The organism is Ruegeria sp. CDSB086 (assembly GCF_059611065.1).
Window position 1 is genome coordinate 466,749 of record NZ_JBXWOV010000002.1, and the last position, 20,280, is coordinate 487,028.

Annotated in this window: 16 protein-coding genes and 1 pseudogene; 9 read left to right on the forward strand and 8 right to left on the reverse strand. The window is 56.8% G+C overall.

The genetic code is table 11. From position 1 onward, the window contains the following. Positions 1-272 precede the first annotated feature (272 nt). The 9 genes and pseudogenes from AC2FIO_RS05940 to AC2FIO_RS05980 all read left to right on the forward strand — a co-directional run bounded on the left by AC2FIO_RS05940 (position 273) and on the right by AC2FIO_RS05980 (position 11,151). The gene (locus AC2FIO_RS05940) at positions 273-1,193 is read left to right on the forward strand and encodes a LysR family transcriptional regulator (RefSeq protein ID WP_496696268.1); all 921 of its coding nucleotides are present in this window, start codon (positions 273-275) and stop codon (positions 1,191-1,193) included. 100 nt (positions 1,194-1,293) lie between these two features. Further along, on the forward strand, positions 1,294-3,381 hold the full coding sequence (locus AC2FIO_RS05945) for a hydantoinase/oxoprolinase family protein (protein ID WP_496696270.1): 2,088 nt from the start codon (positions 1,294-1,296) through the stop codon (positions 3,379-3,381). Further along, positions 3,378-5,087, forward strand: a complete 1,710-nt coding sequence (locus AC2FIO_RS05950; protein ID WP_496696272.1) for a hydantoinase B/oxoprolinase family protein — start codon at positions 3,378-3,380, stop codon at positions 5,085-5,087. The genes AC2FIO_RS05945 and AC2FIO_RS05950 overlap by 4 nt, the downstream gene beginning before the upstream one ends. Then, the gene (locus AC2FIO_RS05955) at positions 5,084-6,295 is read left to right on the forward strand and encodes an NAD(P)/FAD-dependent oxidoreductase (RefSeq protein ID WP_496696274.1); all 1,212 of its coding nucleotides are present in this window, start codon (positions 5,084-5,086) and stop codon (positions 6,293-6,295) included. The genes AC2FIO_RS05950 and AC2FIO_RS05955 overlap by 4 nt, the downstream gene beginning before the upstream one ends. After that, positions 6,295-7,068 carry an HpcH/HpaI aldolase family protein gene (locus AC2FIO_RS05960; RefSeq protein ID WP_496696276.1) on the forward strand — a complete coding sequence of 258 codons (774 nt, stop codon included), beginning with the start codon at positions 6,295-6,297 and terminating at the stop codon, positions 7,066-7,068. Before AC2FIO_RS05955 ends, AC2FIO_RS05960 begins: the two co-directional genes overlap by 1 nt. Next, the gene (locus tag AC2FIO_RS05965; RefSeq protein ID WP_496696278.1) at positions 7,065-8,279 is read left to right on the forward strand and encodes a pyridoxal phosphate-dependent aminotransferase; all 1,215 of its coding nucleotides are present in this window, start codon (positions 7,065-7,067) and stop codon (positions 8,277-8,279) included. The genes AC2FIO_RS05960 and AC2FIO_RS05965 overlap by 4 nt, the downstream gene beginning before the upstream one ends. Then, entirely contained in the window at positions 8,276-9,115 is an 840-nt protein-coding gene (locus AC2FIO_RS05970; protein WP_496696280.1) for an NAD-dependent epimerase/dehydratase family protein, read from the forward strand. Before AC2FIO_RS05965 ends, AC2FIO_RS05970 begins: the two co-directional genes overlap by 4 nt. Positions 9,116-9,119: 4 nt before the next feature. Then, positions 9,120-9,821, forward strand: a pseudogene (locus AC2FIO_RS05975) (SDR family oxidoreductase). Between the two features lie 685 nt (positions 9,822-10,506). Then, positions 10,507-11,151 (forward strand): hypothetical protein, encoded by a 645-nt coding sequence (locus AC2FIO_RS05980; RefSeq protein WP_496696282.1) that lies wholly within the window; start codon positions 10,507-10,509, stop codon positions 11,149-11,151. A 180-nt stretch (positions 11,152-11,331) separates the two neighbouring features. On the opposite strand, the gene AC2FIO_RS05985 is transcribed toward AC2FIO_RS05980, so the two are convergent. The 8 genes from AC2FIO_RS05985 to AC2FIO_RS06020 all read right to left on the reverse strand — a co-directional run bounded on the left by AC2FIO_RS05985 (position 11,332) and on the right by AC2FIO_RS06020 (position 20,280). Beyond that, the gene (locus AC2FIO_RS05985; protein ID WP_496696284.1) at positions 11,332-13,113 is read right to left on the reverse strand and encodes a thiamine pyrophosphate-binding protein; all 1,782 of its coding nucleotides are present in this window, start codon (positions 13,111-13,113) and stop codon (positions 11,332-11,334) included. Continuing rightward, the gene (locus tag AC2FIO_RS05990; protein ID WP_496696286.1) at positions 13,113-14,522 is read right to left on the reverse strand and encodes an aldehyde dehydrogenase family protein; all 1,410 of its coding nucleotides are present in this window, start codon (positions 14,520-14,522) and stop codon (positions 13,113-13,115) included. The genes AC2FIO_RS05985 and AC2FIO_RS05990 overlap by 1 nt, the downstream gene beginning before the upstream one ends. Continuing rightward, complete coding sequence (locus AC2FIO_RS05995) at positions 14,503-15,417, reverse strand: sugar phosphate isomerase/epimerase family protein (RefSeq protein WP_496696287.1); 915 nt, start codon at positions 15,415-15,417, stop codon at positions 14,503-14,505. Before AC2FIO_RS05995 ends, AC2FIO_RS05990 begins: the two co-directional genes overlap by 20 nt. A gap of 154 nt (positions 15,418-15,571) precedes the next feature. After that, entirely contained in the window at positions 15,572-16,762 is a 1,191-nt protein-coding gene (locus AC2FIO_RS06000) for a Gfo/Idh/MocA family protein (protein ID WP_496696289.1), read from the reverse strand. Further along, positions 16,755-17,429, reverse strand: a complete 675-nt coding sequence (locus AC2FIO_RS06005) for a hypothetical protein (protein WP_282169018.1) — start codon at positions 17,427-17,429, stop codon at positions 16,755-16,757. Before AC2FIO_RS06005 ends, AC2FIO_RS06000 begins: the two co-directional genes overlap by 8 nt. Continuing rightward, the gene (locus AC2FIO_RS06010) at positions 17,419-18,606 is read right to left on the reverse strand and encodes a Gfo/Idh/MocA family protein (protein WP_496696291.1); all 1,188 of its coding nucleotides are present in this window, start codon (positions 18,604-18,606) and stop codon (positions 17,419-17,421) included. Before AC2FIO_RS06010 ends, AC2FIO_RS06005 begins: the two co-directional genes overlap by 11 nt. Next, positions 18,596-19,411 carry a citryl-CoA lyase gene (locus tag AC2FIO_RS06015; protein ID WP_496696293.1) on the reverse strand — a complete coding sequence of 272 codons (816 nt, stop codon included), beginning with the start codon at positions 19,409-19,411 and terminating at the stop codon, positions 18,596-18,598. The genes AC2FIO_RS06010 and AC2FIO_RS06015 overlap by 11 nt, the downstream gene beginning before the upstream one ends. Continuing rightward, positions 19,408-20,280 (reverse strand): shikimate dehydrogenase, encoded by an 873-nt coding sequence (locus AC2FIO_RS06020; RefSeq protein WP_496696295.1) that lies wholly within the window; start codon positions 20,278-20,280, stop codon positions 19,408-19,410. The genes AC2FIO_RS06015 and AC2FIO_RS06020 overlap by 4 nt, the downstream gene beginning before the upstream one ends.

Sequence of the window (20,280 nt, forward strand, 5' to 3'; positions counted from 1 at the left end):
GTTATGCTCCTCTCCTGGGCAACACCGAGGGTAGTGCAAACGCGTTGTTTCTCCAAGAAGAGTCGGTTCGGGCCTCATGAAAAGTGTCGACTTTGGGCTCGATGCGGACAATCAGAGCAATTCAGTGAACGGCTGCCTTGCGGACAAAGCCGACCTCTCGTTCGCAATTCTTAACGTCTGCTGTTGGCCCATCGCGACGATAGTCACTATATGGCAGTTGTGGCATTTCATGCCAGTTGCTTACGGCGAAATGTCATGCATGATCATGAAAAATGATCCTGCAGGCCGTAATGATAAAAAGTCAGATCACTTTAAAGCAACTCGAAGCTTTTGCCTTTGTCGTGGACACTGGCACCTTCCGCGCCGCCGCGACTGCTCTCGGAACAACGCAGCCTAATATCTCATCCCGGATTTCTGCTCTGGAAATGGCTTTGGATGTTGCGCTTCTTTATCGAGATGCAGGTTCCGTACGCCTGACCGAGAAGGGTCGGGAGCTCCTCGTTCTAACACGAGATATTCTTCGCGCCGGAGAAGCCCTGCTGGAAGCAGCGGGACGGCAAGAGTTGATCGAAGAACGCCTTCGGCTTGGTGTCACAGAACTTGTCGCTTGCACATGGCTGCAAACGTTCCTGCGGCTATTGCGACAGGAGTACCCAAACCTGCGCGTCGAGCTGGAGGTCGATCTATCCCTTCAGATTGAGGAGCGCTTGCGCGAAGGACGGATCGATCTGGCGCTGCAGAACGGTCCCTTTGCGTTTCAAGCCACCGGCGAACAGGCGTTGGCCGAGGAACCTTATGTTTGGGTCGCCAACACAGACCTTGCAAACGAGCTAGCAGGCGGGGCATCGGTCGCGCGTTTCTTTGACAAGGCCGTCTTGACCCATGCCCGTCATACGAGCGCGGCACGTGCGCTGCACGAGCTGGCTGCGACGGGTGGCTTTGACGCGGGCAAGATCATTCACTCAAGCGCTCTGTCCGCGTGTCTTCCAATGGTCAATGAAGGCTTGGGGGTTGCGTTACTGCCCCGGTCGCTGGTCTCGGAAGAGATGAAAGACGGACGTTTGCAATCGCTCAAGTCGGATTGGATTGCGCCACCGCTTTCGTTTTTTGCCCGTTTCAACGCGGATCGTGCACCTCGCTTCGTTGCCAAGGCTTGTGAGATTGCAGCATCCGTTCGGCCAGCGGACAAGTAAGATAACTTAAATTTATCAGGTATAGAAAATCTATTGATTTGATTTCTACTCTCTCGCAAGACCTACTGCCCTGAATTCAAGTGTTGCAGTGGAGATCATAATGAAGGCCGAATCTATTCGAATGGGCGTCGACATTGGCGGCACCTTCACGGATGTCGTCCTCGAAAAGGGCGGTGAACAGCACTCCACAAAGGTCCTGACGACCTATGCTGCACCGGAAAACGCCATTATCGACGGCATGCATCAGGTTTGCGCAAAGGCAGGTGTTGAACCATCCGAGATCGAACAGATCATTCACGGCACGACTCTTGCGACCAATGCCCTGATTGAGCGGCGTGGGGCAAAAACCGCATTGATTACAACCGAAGGATTTCGCGATGTGATCGAAATGCGGACAGAAAGCCGGTTTGAGCAATATGACCTGAACCTGAGTTTACCCGACCCGCTGCTACCCCGGCAGATGCGGTTCACGGTTCCTGGTCGGGTGAACGCGAAGGGTGAAATCCTCGTCGACCTTGATCGCGCGGATGTTGAGGCAGTGGTGGACCGGATCGCGGTAGCGGGGTTTGAAAGTGTCGCCGTGGGGCTGATCCATTCGTACCTTAACCCCGTCCATGAGGAATTGGTACGCGAGGTGCTGGCTGAAAAACTACCCGATGTTTCTGTGTCGATTTCTTCGGAAGTATCGCCTCAAATGCGGGAATATGAGCGGTTCAATACCGTTGTCGCAAATGCCTATATCATGCCTTTGATGGCCTCGTATCTTGGGCGGCTAGAAGACCGCCTGAGCGGCGAGGGTGTGAGATGCCGAATCTTCCTGATGCATTCAGGAGGCGGGATCATCTCGATCCAGAATGCCGCCGATTTCCCGGTCCGACTAGTGGAAAGTGGTCCTGCGGGGGGCGCAGTTTTCGCGGCGCATATCGCGGCGCGCTATGGCCTCGATAAAGTCCTATCCTTCGACATGGGCGGTACGACGGCCAAGATTTGCCTGATCAAGAACCAGACCCCCAAAACCAGTCGTGTGTTCGAGGTGGCCCGAACTTATCGCTTCAAGAAGGGGTCGGGTATGCCGATCTCGATTCCGGTGATCGACATGGTAGAAATCGGGGCTGGTGGTGGATCATTGGCCCATGTGGATGGCATGCGGCAGATCCGCGTCGGCCCGGAAAGCGCCGGATCGGAGCCGGGGCCTGCTTGCTATGGACGAGGCGGGCAGCGTCCGGGAGTGACCGACGCCGATCTGGTGCTCGGCAAGCTGGACCCAAACAATTTTGCCGGTGGTTCGATCCAGTTGCATCCCGACAATTCCAAAACGGCCCTTGCCGCTCATGTTGGCGACACGCTGGAGATGGACGCGGTTGAGGCTGCCTTTGGCGTGGCTGAAGTTGTTGATGAGAACATGGCCAATGCCGCGCGCGTGCATGCGGTAGAGAATGGTGAGGACCTGAGCGAATACACGATGATCGCGTTTGGCGGAGCAGCCCCGCTGCATGCGGGTCGTCTTTGTGAGAAGTTGGGTGTGGAGCGCCTATTGGTGCCGCCCGGGGCTGGGGTTGGCTCGGCTATCGGCTTTTTGCGTGCGCCGTTCAGCTTCGAAGCCAATCGCTCGGTGTACATGAAGCTCAGCGACTTTGATGGTGAGAAGATCAAGAGCCTGCTCACCGATCTCAAAGCCGAGGCGACAGGGTTCGTGCGTACTTGCGACGAGGTCAGCCCTATCTTGTCAGAGTTCAAAGTGTATATGCGCTACACGGGTCAGGGATGGGAAATCCCCATCGATCTGACGGAAGAACAGGCGATGAATCCGGATGCCGCCGTGTTTGAGGGGCGGTTCGAAGAAGACTACACGAAACTTTTCGGTCGTCCGGTCGCAGGGATGGATATCGAGATCACCGTCTGGTCCGTGAATGCCACAACGCCGCCTGAGGAGGTGTCCCGAATTTCCGAAACCGGTGGAAGCGCGCTCGTGGCACTGAACGGGACACGGCAGCTTTTTGACGCGGCGAGCACTTCGTATCTCGATGCGCAGGTCATTGACCGAAATTCAATGGAAACGGGCGAAAGGGCTAGTGGCCCTGCCGCAGTGACCGAAGCGGAAACGACGATCATTGTCCCTGCGAGCCGGGATGCCATTCGCCAACCGGACGGTTGTATCGACGTGGTGACGAAAGGAGTAGCACAATGAGCCAGGACCACTCCAAAGTCTCCTATCAGGTGATGTGGAACCGCCTAATCTCTGTCGTTGAGGAGCAGGCGCAGGCACTCGTTCGGACGGCATTTTCGACATCGGTTCGCGAGGCTGGAGACCTTTCCGCAGGGGTCTATGACACCCATGGCAATATGCTCGCCCAAGCGGTGACCGGCACACCCGGCCATGTGAACGCTATGGCGGATGCGGTTGCGCATTTCATTCGCCGGATCGGGCGGCAGAATATGATTGAGGGCAATGTTTATATCACCAATGACCCGTGGGAGGGCACAGGACACCTGCATGACATCACGATGGTCACGCCGTCGTTCCACAAGGGTTCACTTGTCGGATTCTTCGCCTGCACGGCGCATATTGTAGACATCGGCGGGCGTGGCTTTGGCGCTGATGCGCAAAGCGTCTATGAGGAAGGTCTCTATATTCCGATCATGAAGTTCGCGGACAAAGGTGAAGTTGATGAGACATTGGTGCGGATCATCCGGGGCAATGTCCGCGAGCCCGATCAGTTGATCGGCGACATCTACGCGCTCGCTACCTGTAACGAGATCGGCCACCGTCGCCTGATCGACATGATGGAAGAGTTTGATCTGCACCATCTGGACGGCATTGCAAATTTCATCCTCGAAAACTCCCGTCGCGCGACGCTCTATGCGATAGCAGCTTTGCCGCAAACCTCAGCCATAGGCGAAATGACGATGGACGGGTTCGACGTGCCGATCACGCTGAAGGTCAAAGTCAGCGTCGAAGGGGACCGGATCGTGACCGATTTCACCGGTACATCTGGTCTCGACAAAAAAGGCATCAACTGCCCGCTGGTCTACACCAAGGCCTATGCCTGTTATGCGCTCAAAGTCGCCATTGCGCCCGAGATCCCGAACAACGCTGCCTCGCTTGCCCCGTTCGAAATCACAGCGCCGGAAAACTCCATCGTCAACGCGCTGCACCCCGCACCGGTCGCCTTGCGCCACATCGTGGGGCATTTCGTGCCGGACGCGGTCTATGACGCCTTCGACAAGATCGTGCCGGGCCTCGTGCCCGCTGAAGGCGCAGGGTGCTTGTGCAACTTTCAAGTCAGCCTACGCCCCCGGAGCGATGCGCCCGCAACCTCAGATGCGCGGCGATCAGAGGTTCTGACATTCAACTCTGGCGGCTCCGGCGCGCGGCCTGAACATGATGGGATGAACGCAACCGCCTTTCCTTCAGGAGTTATGACTATGCCCATTGAGGCCACGGAACACGCAGGCCCCGTCATTATCTGGCGCAAAGAGCTGCGTTCTGACAGTGGCGGCGCGGGAAAGACACGCGGAGGTCTTGGGCAATATATGGAGGTCGGCGCGCAAGAGGGCCACGAGTTTGACATTCAGGCAATGTTCGACCGCGGGATCTATCCTGCACGAGGTCGACGCGGCGGTCATAACGGTGCGAACACAACAATTGAACGCAGTGACGGTGCCGTAATGCATGTCAAAGGCAAACAATTCGTACCGCATGGAGAACGGGTGATCATGGCTTTCCCAGGCGGAGCTGGCTACGGCGATCCATCTGAGCGGTCCAATGACCTTGTTAAACGCGATCTGGCGCGCGGATACATATCGCCCAAGACAGCGCAACAAGACTACGGTTTGTCGAAAGGCGACATCGCAGCGGTTCAAGCAGCCGTGGCAAAGGGAGAGAACCTATGAACAACCAAAGCCCAACGCAAAAGAGCTACGATATTGTCATCATTGGCGGCGCTATCATGGGTGCCTCCACCGCTTGGTTCTTGTCCGAAAACAAGGATTTCGATGGCTCGGTCCTCGTGGTTGAGCGGGACATGACCTTTGAAGCGTGTTCCACCACCCACACGAATTCCTGCATGCGGCAGCAGTTCTCGACCGAGCTCAACGTTCGGATCAGTCAGTTTGCGGCTGACTTCGTCAAAAACATTCGCAGCTATATGGGCGGTGACGAACGCGTGCCGGAACTTGGCATTCGGTCATTTGGCTACATGTATTTTGCGGACAATGAAGGCTTCGCTGATGTGCTGCGTGAAAGCCAACAAGTGCAACTGGCGGCCGGTGCCGCAACCCAGTTGATGACGCCAGACGAGATCGAGGCGGCTTATCCGTTCTACAATGTCGATGACATCGTGCTTGGGTCGATCAACCTTGTGGACGAAGGGTACTGGGACGGGGCGGCGGTCAACGACTGGTGGCGCAGGCAAAGCCGCGAACGCGGGGTTGAGTGGATCCAGAACGAAGTGGTCGCCATGACCCGCAATGCCTCGGGCACCAAAGTGGAAAGCATAACACTCGCCTCGGGCGAGGTTATCTCTTGCGGTCAAGTCGTGAACGCGTCCGGTCCGCGCGCTGATCGCACAGCGAGGATGGCAGGGATCGAGGTGCCGGTTGAACCACGCAAACGTTTCTCGTGGATTTTCAAAGCCGAGCAGCCTCTTGATCAGGACTTGCCGCTAACAATCGACCCGTCGGGTGTGCATGTGCGCGAAAATGGCGGCGGGACGTATCAATGCGGCGGCCATTCCGACTACGACCCTGCCGTCGACTATGACGACTACGTCATGGACCATTCCATGTGGGAAAACCACGTTTGGCCGATCCTCGCGACTCGCATCCCCAAGTTCGAGGCCATCAAAGTACAGTCCGAATGGGGCGGGCACTATGCGATGAACACCTTTGACCACAACGCGATCATGGGGCCACACACCGAGGTGTCCAACTTTATCTTCCTCAATGGCTTCTCTGGCCACGGGCTGCAGCAATCCCCTGCCATGGGGCGCGGCACAGCGGAATGGCTGACTTACGGTGAATACCGCGCGCTCGACATGACCCCGTTCAACTTTGAGCGGATCCCGGCTGGGCGTCCGATCATTGAGAAGGCCGTGATCTGATGCAACTCGCTTCCAACGTGTTCACGCGCGCCCTCGCCTCGGGGGATAAGCAAATCGGCGTTTGGATCAGCCTGTGCAGCAACTTCGCGGCAGAGGTCGTCAGCACCGCAGGCTATGACTGGGCGCTCATCGACATGGAGCACAGCGCCAACGACTATTTCAGCGTTCTTGGTCAGCTTCAAGCCTTCGCCGCATCTTCAACAACGGCTTTGGTTCGCGTCGAATGGAACGACGCCGTGGCGGTCAAACGTTTGCTGGACCTCGGCGCGCCGGGGCTGCTGTTTCCGATGATCCAATCGGTTGGGGAAGCCGAGAGGGCTGTTGCCGCGACGCGCTACCCGCCACGTGGCATCCGCGGCGTATCAGGGGCGACTCGGGCAACAGCCTTTGGCCGGATTTCCAACTATACTGCCCGCGTTGAAGAAGAAACCGCCGTGCTCTTGCAGCTTGAAACGCGTGCCGCTGTAGAACAGGCAGAAGCCATCAGTGCTGTGGACGGTGTAAGTGGGATATTCTTCGGCCCTGCCGATATTGCTGCTGACATTGGCAAGCTGGGCAAACCTCTGGACCCAGAGGTCTGGGCGCTGATCAAACCTGCCGCGCAAAAGCTGATCGCCAAGGGCATGCCGGTTGGCACTTTGGTAACAGACCCTGGCTTTGCCGCAGAGCTCTTGAACGAGGGCTTTACCTTTGTGGCCATCGCGACAGATACAGGGCTTTTGGCGCGGGCTGCAGATGCAGCTTTGGCACAGACCAAAGGCGCGCTGACATGAGCTTTGCCGCGTCCCGCTTAGCACAGGTCAAGCCGTCAGCGTCCGCTTGGGTCAGCCAGGCGGCGAAAGAAGCCAAAGCGCGCGGCGAGGACGTCATTGACCTCGGGCTGGGTGAGCCGGATTTCGACACGCCTGGTCACATCAAGGAGGCAGCACATCAAGCCACCCTTCGCGGCGAAACGAAGTACCCGCCCACCAATGGGACACTGACCATGCGGCAAGCGGTCGTGGATAAGCTGAGGCGCAAGAACAACCTGGATTTTGCCCTAGACGAGGTCATTGTCTCAAACGGTGCCAAGCAGGTGCTTTTCAACGCCTTCATGGCAACCTTGGAGCCGGGCGATGAGGTATTGCTGTGCGCGCCATATTTTGGGCAGTACAAGGACATCGTAACAATCTTGGGCGGAGTGCCCGTGCCGCTGATTTGCCCACAGGAGGCAGGGTTCCGCCTGATGCCTGAGCAACTGTCCAAGGCGATTACGCCCAAGACACGGTGGATTCTGCTGAACCAGCCTTCGAACCCCTCGGGCGCAGTTTATTCGGATGACGAGATCAAAGCTCTTGGGGCTGTGCTTGCTGATCATGAGCGCGTTTTGATCCTGTCTGATGAAATCTATGAACACATTCTCTTTGACGACCGTGTCTTCCGATCCTTCGTAGCACTCTGTCCGGACCTCCAAAACCGCACGCTAACGGTCAACGGCGTCTCTAAAGCCTATGCCATGACCGGTTGGCGCATCGGTTATGGCGCAGGGCCAAAAGACTTGATCGTGGCCATGACGAAAGTGCAAAGTCAGATATCATCCGGAGCCTGCTCCATTGCGCAGGCGGCAGCCGCTGCGGCACTGAATGGACCGCAAGAGGATGTCCGCCGCTTCTGCGCTGCATTCGAACGACGCCGCGACCTCGTGGTGGAGCGCGTTGCGCACATCCCGGGATTAACGCTCGAGGCACCGGGCGGTGCATTCTACGGCCTGATTGGCTGCGCCGACCTCATCGGGGCAAAAACCCCTGATGGCGACACCATCACGGATGACACTGACGTCACGGCCTTTCTTTTGAAAGCGGCACGTGTCGCCGCCGTGCCGGGCAGCGCATACGACCTGTCGCCGTTCTTTCGCATCTCAACCGCCGCCTCAGAAGAGGTTTTGAACACGGCGATGGATCGCATCGCCGCTGCTGTTGCCGACCTTGAAGGAATACACGCATGAAGAAAATCGTCCTCACCGGTGCCGCTGGTCGCCTTGGTTCTTATCTACGGGAGCCCTTGTCGAAGATGTGCGAAGAGTTCGTATCTTCCGACATTGCTGAAAGCGTTTCGAATCTTGGTACAAACGAAACCTATGTGAAGGCCGATATCACTGATCTCGATGCTATGGTCGCGTTGTTAGAAGGTGCCAACATGGTCGTGCATTTCGGTGCCGTCGGGGATGAGGCCCCGATGGAGGTACTCTGGGGCCCGAACTTTTATGGTGCCTATACTGTCTGGGAAGCAGCCTACCGCAACAAGCTGCGGCGTGTTGTCTATGCTTCCTCCATCCACGCTGTGGGCATGCACAAGAAAACGGACTTCATTGGCGTCGACGCGCCGCACAAGCCCGACACGTTCTATGGGCTTGCCAAGTGTTTTGCCGAGGACCTTGCAAGCCTCTACTGGGACAAGCGCGGACTGGAATCCGTGTGCATGCGCATCCTGTCCTGCGCACAGCCGACCAATTCGCGCGCTGTGGGAACATGGCTGAGCTATGATGACATGATTCACATGGTCGAACGCGCCATCACCACTCCGATCACAGGGTTTAGCCTCGTTTATGGTGTTTCTAACAACGACCGCGCACCGGTCGACAACGCCAAGGCACAACACCTGGGTTACCGCCCCAAGGACAATGCCGAGCAATTTGCGGCGGAAATCTACGCTGAAGAGGGGCCGCTCGATCCTCACGAACCGGCAAATACACACCACGGAGGCCCGTTTGCCGCCGTTGAATTAGGCAACAGTGGCATGGCCCACCTGAACTTGAACGCAGATGACACGGGGAAGGACTGAACTCATGGACAAAGTAGCTTTGATCACGGCCGGCGGCTCTGGCATGGGCGCGGATTCTGTCCGAGCTTTGGCCGCGGATGGTTTCAAGGTCGGAATTTTGTCGTCGTCCGGCAAGGGCGAGGCGTTGGCGAAGTAACTCGGTGGCGTTGGCGTCACCGGAACGAACAAGTCTCAAAAAGACCTCCAAAAACTCGTCGACGCAGCGATGAACCATTGGGGCCGGATCGACGTGCTCGTCAATTCGGCGGGTCACGGACCTCGCGCGCCGGTTTTAGAGTTGACGGACGAAGATTGGCACGAAGGCATGGAGGTCTATTTCCTCAACGCCGTGCGCCCGTCGCGTCTGGTCACACCGATCATGCAAGGACAGGGCGGTAGCGCGATCATCAACATCTCGACCTTTGCGGCGTTTGAACCAAAACCGGTCTTTCCGACCTCTGGCATCATGCGCGCTGGCCTTGCCGCCTTTACCAAGCTTTTCGCCAACAAATACGCGGCTGAAAACATCCGGATGAACAACGTCCTGCCGGGCTTTGTAGACAGCTTGCCAAAGAAAGAAGAGTTCCGCTCCATGATCCCGATGGGTCGGTATGGCAATTCACTTGGCGAGATCGCCAGCGTTGTGGCGTTTCTTGCATCAGAAGGCGGTGCGTATATCACTGGTCAGAACATCCGTGTAGACGGCGGCATAACAAGGTCCGTTTGAGGTCGGGTTCTTGGAGGACAGTATCTACACCTGCTAGGCCCTCGTTTGTTAACTTTGAATGTCTGCATAGTAGGCTTTGCTGCTATCGATGCACTTCGCAGCATTCGGTAAGAACGGGCTCGCTCCTGCCGTTCTCTGAGTCATTGATGAGCGTCTGTCCGCATAACTGACATAATACAGTCGGGATACTTCGCGACGGCGAAACGTATCTTGCCCGCAAAAAGCAGAGGTTGATGGGAGCCATCTCAACATCCGCTTTCGGAGTAATGGGGAATCTTCGAAAAAGTCTTCGAGATGCAATACTCGCGAAAGCCCGTCAAATCTGGGATGTCCTTGTATAGTTTCAATATTTACGGCATGTTCTGGCACTTCCAGTGGTGTTGTTCTTTGTTTTCACTTGCACGCTTATGCTTCCTGATTTTACGCTTGCATGCTTATGCTTCATGCGTTGCACGGTTATGGTGTCTCAGTAATCTCGATTCTCATTAAAATATTGTTTTAAAATGATATTTTTGCACAACCTATGCAAGAAAATGCTGATTTGTGCACGCTTATGCTCAATTTGCAAAAAGTCAGGAAAATAAGGGGCGACAGAGCCCCCGAAAAATCCGATGTAACACAGACTGCCAGAAATCGATACGGCGGTCTGTAGCGCAAACCCGGTGACTATGCAGGCCCCTAACTAATGCGCCGCGACCGTATTTTCTATTTCCGAAAACGCCTGCCAAAAAAAATATCAAACCAGGTCCCAAACCAGTTTCTTTGCCTGCCGCTGCAAACCGACCTCCCGCTCGACGCCGTGAATCGCGCAGCCGCGTTGCTCACCGTCCTCGAACAGATGGAGAAAATACACGTGGAAGCACTGATTAAAGATTCGCGGACCCCCGAGACCGCCAAAGCCGTCTTGACCGAGATGCTACGCTCAGCACTTGAGGTCATGTTGCAAGAGCAAAACCAAGACAGTGCCTTGAGCGCTGGCGAGGTCGACCAGAGGATCGAAGCGCTGCAGGAAGAAAACCGACGTCTCCGGCAGACCGCAAGGAACAGACAATGGACCGACGTCGAGCCTTTGCTGCGCGCCGCTGGAGACCGCGTTGCCCTAAATCTTCCAACGCCGATTTCAAACGATCTGGGCAAACGTGCGACAGCTTTGCAACGTCGGCTCAATGACGCGGAAGTTGCCGCGCAAGAAGGCGACGACGTGCACTATGCCGGCTCGGAACTCTTGGCTGAACACGGCTGGATGACTTCGGCAAGTTCGTTCAGGCACCGGTTCAGCTTTCCCGGGCACGCACAGGAACCGACAAAAACTATCCCACCAAGGCCATGAAGGAAATAACAGCTTCCGTTTTTCTTTCTGTCTTTCTTTCAGCCTACGCCGCTTGATGTCAGGCCGCGACTAATCTTCGGTTTGCCATAGCAATCTTTGCAACACTAAGACGGGTATTTGCTCGAGCACGGATGTTCATTCTCACAAGAAACTGGGCGCGCCTGAACGCGCCCAGTTTCGTCAAGTCGCGACGTGAGATATCTCTTTGTCCGGCGAGTATATGTCCAAGATATTCCAATGTCCGGTCGTTGGTGTTGGGTTGTTGATCATTGGCACATCGAGCACGGTTGGCTTGCCACTGGCGATTGCCGCTTCCAGTGCCGGCAACAGTTCGTCGGCAGCGCTGAGCCTGTGCCCTTCCGCGCCGTAGGCTCGCGCTATGTCGGCATAGCCCGGTCCGTTTGCGGGTGCGGCGGCTGATCCGGGGAACGTGGTTCCATAGGTCAGACCGTAATGCGCCTTTTGCAGACCTGCTATGGTTCCGAAGGCATTGTTGTTCATGACCAGCCAGATAATGCCCAGATCGAGTTCGACGGCCGTTGCCAGCATCGACGGGTTTTGGCCGAAACCACCATCGCCAACAAGGCTGATCACCACACGATCAGGTGCCGCCAGTTTCGCGCCGATCGCACCCGGAGGACCGAAACCCATCGTCGCGAACCCACCCGGGGTCAGGATTGAACCCGGCGTCAAAATGTCGAACTGTTGCCCGACACCGTTCTTGTTCCACCCAACGTCCGTGGTGATGATGGCATCCTCGGGCAGTGCCCTGCGGGTATCTGCCAGAATACGCTCGGGCATCATTGGAAAGGCCGATGAGGTCGCCATTTCCTCGTTGCGCGCTTTGAAGTCCGTCCGGAAGCCAGCGATCTTCTGCTCCAGCGTGGGGCGCTTGAAGCCGTCCGGATACATCCCGCGGGCGACCCGGTTGAGGACGCGCAATGCGGCCTTGGCGTCAGCAACGACTCCGATCTCGGTGGGATAGTTCCGACCGATCTCCTGCGGCTCAATGTCGATATGAATGACCTTCGAACCGGGAATGTTGAATGTGTATCCGGGATACCAGCTGGAACAATCGGCCTCTTTGAACCGGGTTCCCACCGCAAAGATGTAGTCCGCATTCAGGCAGGACTGGTTGACCAACTCGGTGCCCCAAAACCCGGTCATTCCCAGCACAAGCGGGTGGTCGTCACGCAATGCACCCTTGCCCATCAGGGAGTGTGCGACTGGAAGGCCCATATGTTCAACAAATTCTCGCAACTCCTCGCTGGCCTGTGCCAGAAGAATACCACCCCCGACATAAGCGACTGGGTTTTCGGCTTTAGCCAACGCTTCGACAATCTCTCCCGCTGTCTCGTCGTCAATCGACGGTTTCTTGAGCGCGCGCGTGTTATCGCGGATACGGTCGAACCTGTCCGAGGGGATCACCTCTGAAAAGATGTCCATGGGGACATTGACCAGTACCGGCCCGGGCTGGCCGCTTTCAGCGAGATGAAACGCCTTTTCCAGAATCTCGGCCATCAGGTCTGCCCGATCCACCCGCCACGCGCGTTTGACAAAGGGGCGATAAATCTCCCATTGGGCAGCGTCTGCGTGCAGGTTCACCTCCTGATGCGGGTGTTTACCATAGTAGTGCGTAGGAATATCGCCCGCGATCACCACCATCGGGATACAGTCAAGCGCCGCGTTGGCGACCCCGGTGGCGCAATTGGTCAGTCCCGGGGAGAGGTGGGACAGCACCACCGAGGCCTTGCCCGTCACGCGGGCATATGCGTCCGCCGCGTGGCTGGCGATTTGTTCGTGCCGTACGGTGACGAAATCGATGGGGCTATCCGCCAGCGCGGCCAAAACCGCTATGTTCGTGTGGCCGCATAGACCGAACACATGTTTGACCTCACGGCGCTCAAGGAAATCGACGATGTGCTCAGCAACGGTTTTGCCGTCCAGTTTCGCTCCGTCCATCACGCGACCTCCTGTCCGTAGAATTCACCGAACAAGTCCGGCTCCGAGGGGCGATCCTCGGGGATGGGACGGCTTACCCAAGTGTAGTTCATCATGTGTTTCATGGTGACGTTTTCGTTGGTGATGTTGCCGCCCCAGATGCCGCAGCCCAGGCTGCTGGTCATAGGCATGCCATTGGTCCAGGCACCCGCATTGGCCTTGGACTGAGGCTGTCTAACCATCATGCGGCTGACCGGAGCCAGACGCGCCAACCGGTCGATGTGATCGTCATTGTGGCTGTAGATGCCGCAGGAATGGCCCTTACCCCCGGTGTTGTAGATCTGGCTGACCGTTTCCAGCGCACCATCGAACGTTTCGAAGTGATAAAGCGCCATCAGAGTGGTCAGTTTTTCCTTCGAGAACTTGTGCTGCGGGCCGATTTGCCCCTGATTTTCAACCATCAGAAACTTGCGATCTTCGGGGATGCTAAAACCGGCGACCTTGGCCGTTTGCTGCGGCGGACAGGCGATGGTTGGAAACGTACGGTTTCCCTTTTCATCCCACATGGCCGCTTCGAGCATGGCCTTCTCTTCATCCGAACACAGGTAGCCACCCTCAGCTTGAAGCGCCTTGACCATATCGTCGTAAACTGAGCGCTGGATGATGATGTTGCCGTCGGCCGAGCAGCCCGACCCAAAGTCGGAGGTCTTTGAAATGCGAGCGTTCTGCGCGGCGATGTCCAGATCGGCGGTTTCATCGATGACGATGGACGAATTGCCCGCGCCGACGCCATAGGCCGGGCGCCCTGAACTGTACGCTGCTTTGACCATGGGCTTGCCTCCCGTCGCCAAAGTCAGGTCGCAGATCTCCATCAGGTGTTGCGTCAATGGGATCGACGGTTTGCGAATGGACTGAAACAAGTCCTCAGGGGCACCGGCAGCACGACAAGCTGCACGCATGACTTCGACCATTTCAAAGGTGGTATGGGCAGTTCGCGGGTGCGGGCTGAAGATGACCGCATTCCGGGCGTTCGCGGCAGACACGCCGGTCACCGGTGGCGTCATCGCAGGGTTGGTCATGGGAATCAAGGATGCGATCACACCAGCAGGTTTGGCGTATTTCACGAGCCCCTTTTCTTCGTCGACTTCGACGATCCCCGTCGAGGGCATGCGCAGAACATCACGCAGCACCATGTGAATCTTAAATCGCTTCGCAGGGCGCCCTTCGCGATCTCCGATACCGCTTTCGTCCACGCCCTGCTGGGCCAGACGCGTGAAGGTCTTCTCGTTACCAGCATACCACGCAATTGCCTGAGACAGGCGGTCCAGCCTGTCCTGATCCCAATCCTCGATCTCGGCCATAGCAGCGCGGGCGCGTGCCAGCATATCGGCCGCCATGTTGCGGTCGTTTTCAGTGAGCTCTTTGCCCATGATGATCCTCTTGGTGTTTTAGAATTGCAGCATCGGGCACACGACGCTGTGACCGCGCCTCGCCGAATGTTCGCTTGGCGTGGCTGAGACAGCGACGCGCGTGTTCTTCATATCCCAACTCAGCAACGCGGCTTTGGTTGGGTAATTCAATGGAGTAGTCGACGGGCGGCATCCGTTCGATGATGCCAGTGAAGTCAATCCAGCCTTCGCCGGGATAGAGCCGCGCATCGCGGGCCAACTGGATCATGCCCTCACGCGTATCGGCGATGCCAGGCAGGCAATCAGAGATATGCAGGAAATGAAACAGATCCGAGGGGACGTGTAGCAACTCTCCCAAATCCACGCGGCTGAGGTGCAGGTAAAGCGTATCGACCAGAATACCGCCGTTGGGTTGATCGGAGGCACGCACGATATCAAGCGCCTCATCCAGAGTGCGCAAGCGGGAGAAGCTTGGAAACTCAAGGTCCACTGTTAGCCCATACGGAGCCGCCAGTTCGCAGGTCTCGGAATAGACGTCGATCAGGAAGTCACGATCATCGCGGATGTTGGTCCACGCGCTCATGATCATACGCTTGGCGCCCAGTTCCCCGCCGATCTCCAGCGACGGCTCGAAACTGCGCGGATCGACATCTTCGGTAATGCGCGCAAGCTCGACATCGAGGACTTTCAGACCGGTTGTTGAAAGCGCAGTTTTGGTAGCCTGCACCTGAGCCTTGTCGATCGGGGACTGGGTGAACTCTCCAGGCACATGCATCGGAATGAACCGGGGGCTGACGGCATCGTAACCGGCACGTGCGGCGATATAGACCAGCTCGGGCGGCGTACAGCCAATCAGCGTCAGATGCGCCAAGGAATAGAGAGAGGGGCGTGTGCCAGCCTCTTCGGGTTTCGCCATGAATGACAGCTCCGGGTGTCTGCGAATCTTATTTTCATCACACGTATTAAAAAATATATGATATTTTTTAATATATCAACTTTTAATGCTGAGCAGAAAATAGAAACGCCCGAGCAATAGCTCGGGCGTGTTTAACCTTTGTGCTGGCAGAGCATTAGATGGTGACCCAGTCACCTCCGGACTGGTGAGAGCGCACAGAGGCATCAATGAATCGGACACCGTCTGCGCCTTGTTCGACACTGGGGCAAGCAAGCCAATCGGCCGGAACGGTAACGCCATCCCAACGCGCGGCCACGGCCATGGCAAATTCCGTATAGAGGTTGGCCCAGGCTTCGATAATCCCTTCGGGGAAGCCACGCGCGGTACGGATCAGACGTTCCGCACCGCGGCCGATGCCGTGCCCGTGACCTCGGCTGATGATACGATCCGGCTCACCAAACCGATTGAACTTCAGCTGTTCCGAGTTCTCCAGATCCCACTCCAAGCCCCCTTCGCTGCCGAAGACCCGCAACCGCAACCCGCCCCGGTTTCCAGGGGCAAGGCGCGTTGCCATCAGGGTGCCCGGAACCTCGTTTTGATAGCGGGTGAACATGAATACCGTGTCTTCCAAAGGCTTTGGCGCGCCGCAGACATGGAATTCGGCCCTCAGGTCGGTCATCGGCAGGCCCGAGACAAAGCTGGCGAGATGCGCAGCATGGGTACCGATATCGCCGACACAACTGGTCGGGCCTGAAATCTTGGGGTCCAGCCGCCATTTGACATGAGGCGCATCGGCCACATCTTCGGGCGTCATCCAGTCTTGCATGAACTCGACATGGACTTGGTTGATCGTGCCGATGCCGCCTTCCGCCACGATCTGCTTGGCCTGCCGGATCACCGGAAAACACGACATCGCATAGCCGACAGCAAAGACCTGCCCCGTGCGCGCGGTAATCTCTTCAAGCCCTTCGGCCTCGGCAACTTCGTTGGTCAGAGGCTTGTCGCAGAGCACGTCAATTCCTGCCTCCAGAAACGCTTTGGCCGCTTCGAAATGAACGTGGTTCGGGGTCGTAATCATGACGGCATCCACACCATCCAGGCGCGCCGCCTCGGCCTTTGCCATCTCGTCGAATGACGCATAGCACCGGTCGGCCGGCAGAAACCACTCGGCCCCACGCGCCTTGCTGCGCGCAGCGTCAGAACTGAGCGCGCCTGCGGTGACCTCCCAACGGTCGGTCATCCGCGCAGCCGTTGCTTGCGTGACAGAGATACGTCCGCCGCCAACAACGCCCAGTCGCAAACGGCGAGACAACCGGGGGAAAGGTCCGTCAAAGTTCAGGTCTTCGGGTAAAAGTCTCTCAGCCATTCTGAATCTCCATGTCCGGGACCCGCGCGCCTTCCGGAAGCATTTCCACCGCCATGAAAATGCTGGGGGTAATTGTCTCGTATTGATGCCAGGGATAGTTGCCTTCGGCGTCATACATCGGCTTGTGCGTCGTGCCCGGAGCCATGAATTCTTCAAGGTAAAGGGTTTCAACGTCCCGTTCGCGGCATTGCTGCATTTTGCCAAAGCCAACGATTTGCGTATGCACTTCGCGAAACCCCGGTACCGGGCAGAACGGATGATCCTTATGCAACCCGACATTCAATGGGACCGAACCGGAATGGTACATAGTCAGTCCAACGTTACCCACAAAGACCTTCGGCGACATGTAGTGGCTGACACCAAGCAGACGCTCCTCTTGGCGAACATCAAAAGCAGATGGCCATGTATCTTTCACCCATGCGAACAACTCGTTGTCATCCGCATGGGCGTCGAAATCGTGGACAATGACTGCACGTTCCACGCCGCTAAGCGTGCTGTCTTGCACGATCACAGAGGAAAGCGGTCCAATGGTCTGATCCTCGACAGAGAGATTTCGCCCCCCAAGGTTAAGGACGATGGCGCGACCCTCGATAGAAATTCTGCGCTCGTCAGTTATGTGCTGGACGCGAAAGAATGGCTGAACAAAGTCGAGTGTCTCAATCGGCATGAACCAATTCCTTCCTTTCATCGTTAAGGAAATCGACCGGCAAAAGCTCCGGAGCCGCGCAACGGCTTTCTATCGTCTGATAGGCGCCAAATTTCGGTGCCCGTTCGATCGCGTCCATGACCTCGAAAACGTGGTAGGCAAGCGCTCCACTTGCACGGGGTTGGCGTCCTTCTTGCGCCGCCAGGGCCAGATCCAAAAGGCCGAGCCCACGGCTGTCTTCATTGAACCCGTGTTTGTTTTCGACCACCTGCCAGTCTTCGCGACCGGTTGGACGAGGCTGATGAGACCAGCGCGAGGTCTCCCGCGTTTTCAGCCAGACATCCCCTTGAAAGATATTGGCACCATGAACCGGGTCAGGATCAGGAATGCTGATGGTGCCGTTTTCACCGTATATCTCGAACCGCGGAGTTTCGCTGTCCCAGACGTCGAAGCTCATGGTCATCGACCCTATAGCTCCGGATGAGAACTGAAGTAGGCTTAGGGAGTGCGTGTCGACTTCGACATCTATCCATTCGCCGTTGCGAGGGCCGTTTTCGATCATCCTATTGTCGAACGTGCGCCGAGCCATTCCGGCAACCCGGTCAACGGGACCAAGGCAGCAGATCATGGCGGTCAGGTAGTACGGCCCAAGGTCCAGCAATGGCCCACCACCCGCCTTATAGTAGAAATCCGGGTTGGGATGGTGGCGTTCTGTCCCGTGGGTACCGACATGGGCAAAAACCCCTGTCGGTTTGCCAATTGCACCCTCGTCGATCAAGCGCCGAACGGTCTGCCAGCGACCGCCAAGAAATGTGTCGGGCGCACAACCGACCAGTAACCCTTTTTCAGAGGCCATGTGCAGGATCGCTTTACCATCCGTTCGATTCATAACCAGCGGCTTTTCGGAATAGACGTGCTTGCCCGCCTCCAACGCGCGCAGGCTGATTTCGGCATGCGCCGCCGGAATTGTCAGGTTCAAAACGCAGTCGATCGTCGGATCGTCAAACACTTCATCTGGCGTGCAGGCCTTGGCGATGCCGTATTGATCCGCTTTGGCGCGGCTTTCAGAAGGATCAAGACTTGTACAAGCCACGACCTCGACGCTCGAAAAATTGGATAGTGTCTTTAGATAAATATCGCTGACACGACCACAGCCAATAAGGCCGACCCGGAAGGATTTCGATGTCTCACGTGTCATCATTCCTGTCTTCGTAGAGGGGTAAGTAATTCGGGGGCATCGGCCCTTTGTTCCGACCGCCCTGCCCCATTTGCTCCCAAGCATGGGCGAGTATTCCGACCGAGCGGGACAGGCAGAACAGCCCTCGTGACAAGGGCGCAGGAAAGCCAAGTTCGCAGAAGATCACAGCTGTCGCGCCGTCGATATTCATGGCAATTGGCCGACCGCCGCGTTGACGACCGAGTTCGGCTTGAACCTCTTCTCCGATATCGGCAAACCGGCCAGATACTGCGCCTACTGCCGTCGCATCACGAACAAGTTTCATCAATCGTGGTGCGCGTGGGTCGACAGGCTTGTGAAACCTGTGACCAAAGCCCGATACGATCTTGCCGTTGGTCTCGCGCCAACTGTCCAAGCCATCCCGAACAGCGTCATTCAGCGAAGCTCCCGCATCCATGCGGACTGCGATATCATAGTACAGCTCTGCACACTGCTCTCCTGCCCCGCCGTGCACGTCGCCCAGCATGTTCACCGCAGTCGCCATCGCATTATTGAGACCTACCCCGCAGGTGGCGGCCATACGCGCAGCCGCGATTGAGGGAGCCTGTGGGCCGTGATCCACGCCTGCGACCAAAGCAGCTTCGAACAAGCGCGCTTGTGCGTCGCTGGGCAGATCACCCCGCACCATCAGCCAGATCATCTGCGGGAAAGATACGTTCCCGATCAGGTCCTCTATGGCGTTGCCACGAAAAGCGATCTGACCGGGCTTCATGTCGATGATGGAGGTACGCCACCATTGGCGGATAGCTTGCTCGTCGTTTGTCATACCGTTGCACCTCTAAACTCGCGCATGCGCTGCTGACGAAGTGAATCGAAAACGTTTTGAAGACGACTGATTGAGGCGGTGCAGCCGGTGAAGATTTCAAAAGACGCTGCAGCCTGATGAACTGCCATTCCAGCACCATTCATCACTTTTAACCCAGTTGTGCGGGCGCTGCTCAGAAGATGTGTCTCGAGCGGGAAATATACTATATCTGCCACCCAAGCATCCGGCCGCAAAAATGATGGATCAATTACCGACCCGGGGTACTTATCCATCCCGAGCGGTGTTGCATTGACCACTCCGTCCACAAATTTGACCTGTTCCAACGAAATCGAGGGGGAACCCTGAAGCTTCGCACAAGGGCGCAAGACCTTTAGTCGACTGACCAGCGCCTGCGCTCGGTGGAAGTCAGGATCGATGATCTCCAGATCTCGAACACCTGAATCAAGCAAAGCCAAAGAGACTGCACTGCCCGCGCCACCAGCACCAAACATGAGAACCGTTTCAGTCTTCGATGATCCCAAAAAATCTCCGAAGGCACTGTGGAAACCTATGTAATCGGTGTTGTGGCCAACCATTCGGTCGTCACAAAAAACCACCGCGTTGACAGCTTGAAGCTCCTCAGCAGTCTTGGAAAGCTCATCGAGATGATCAATGACCGACGCTTTGTAGGGGTGTGTCACGTTGACCGCCGCACAGCCTATTTCAACGGAATAATGCAGTAAATCAGCGACCGACATTCCACGAAATGGCTCTTTTGCCGTGTCGATCCTACCGTAGCTCAGATCGATACCCTGCGCCCGGCCCTCCGCCTCGTGCATCTCAGGCGTCATGGAGCCAGAAATCCCTTGTCCGATTAGTGCGGCCTTCAT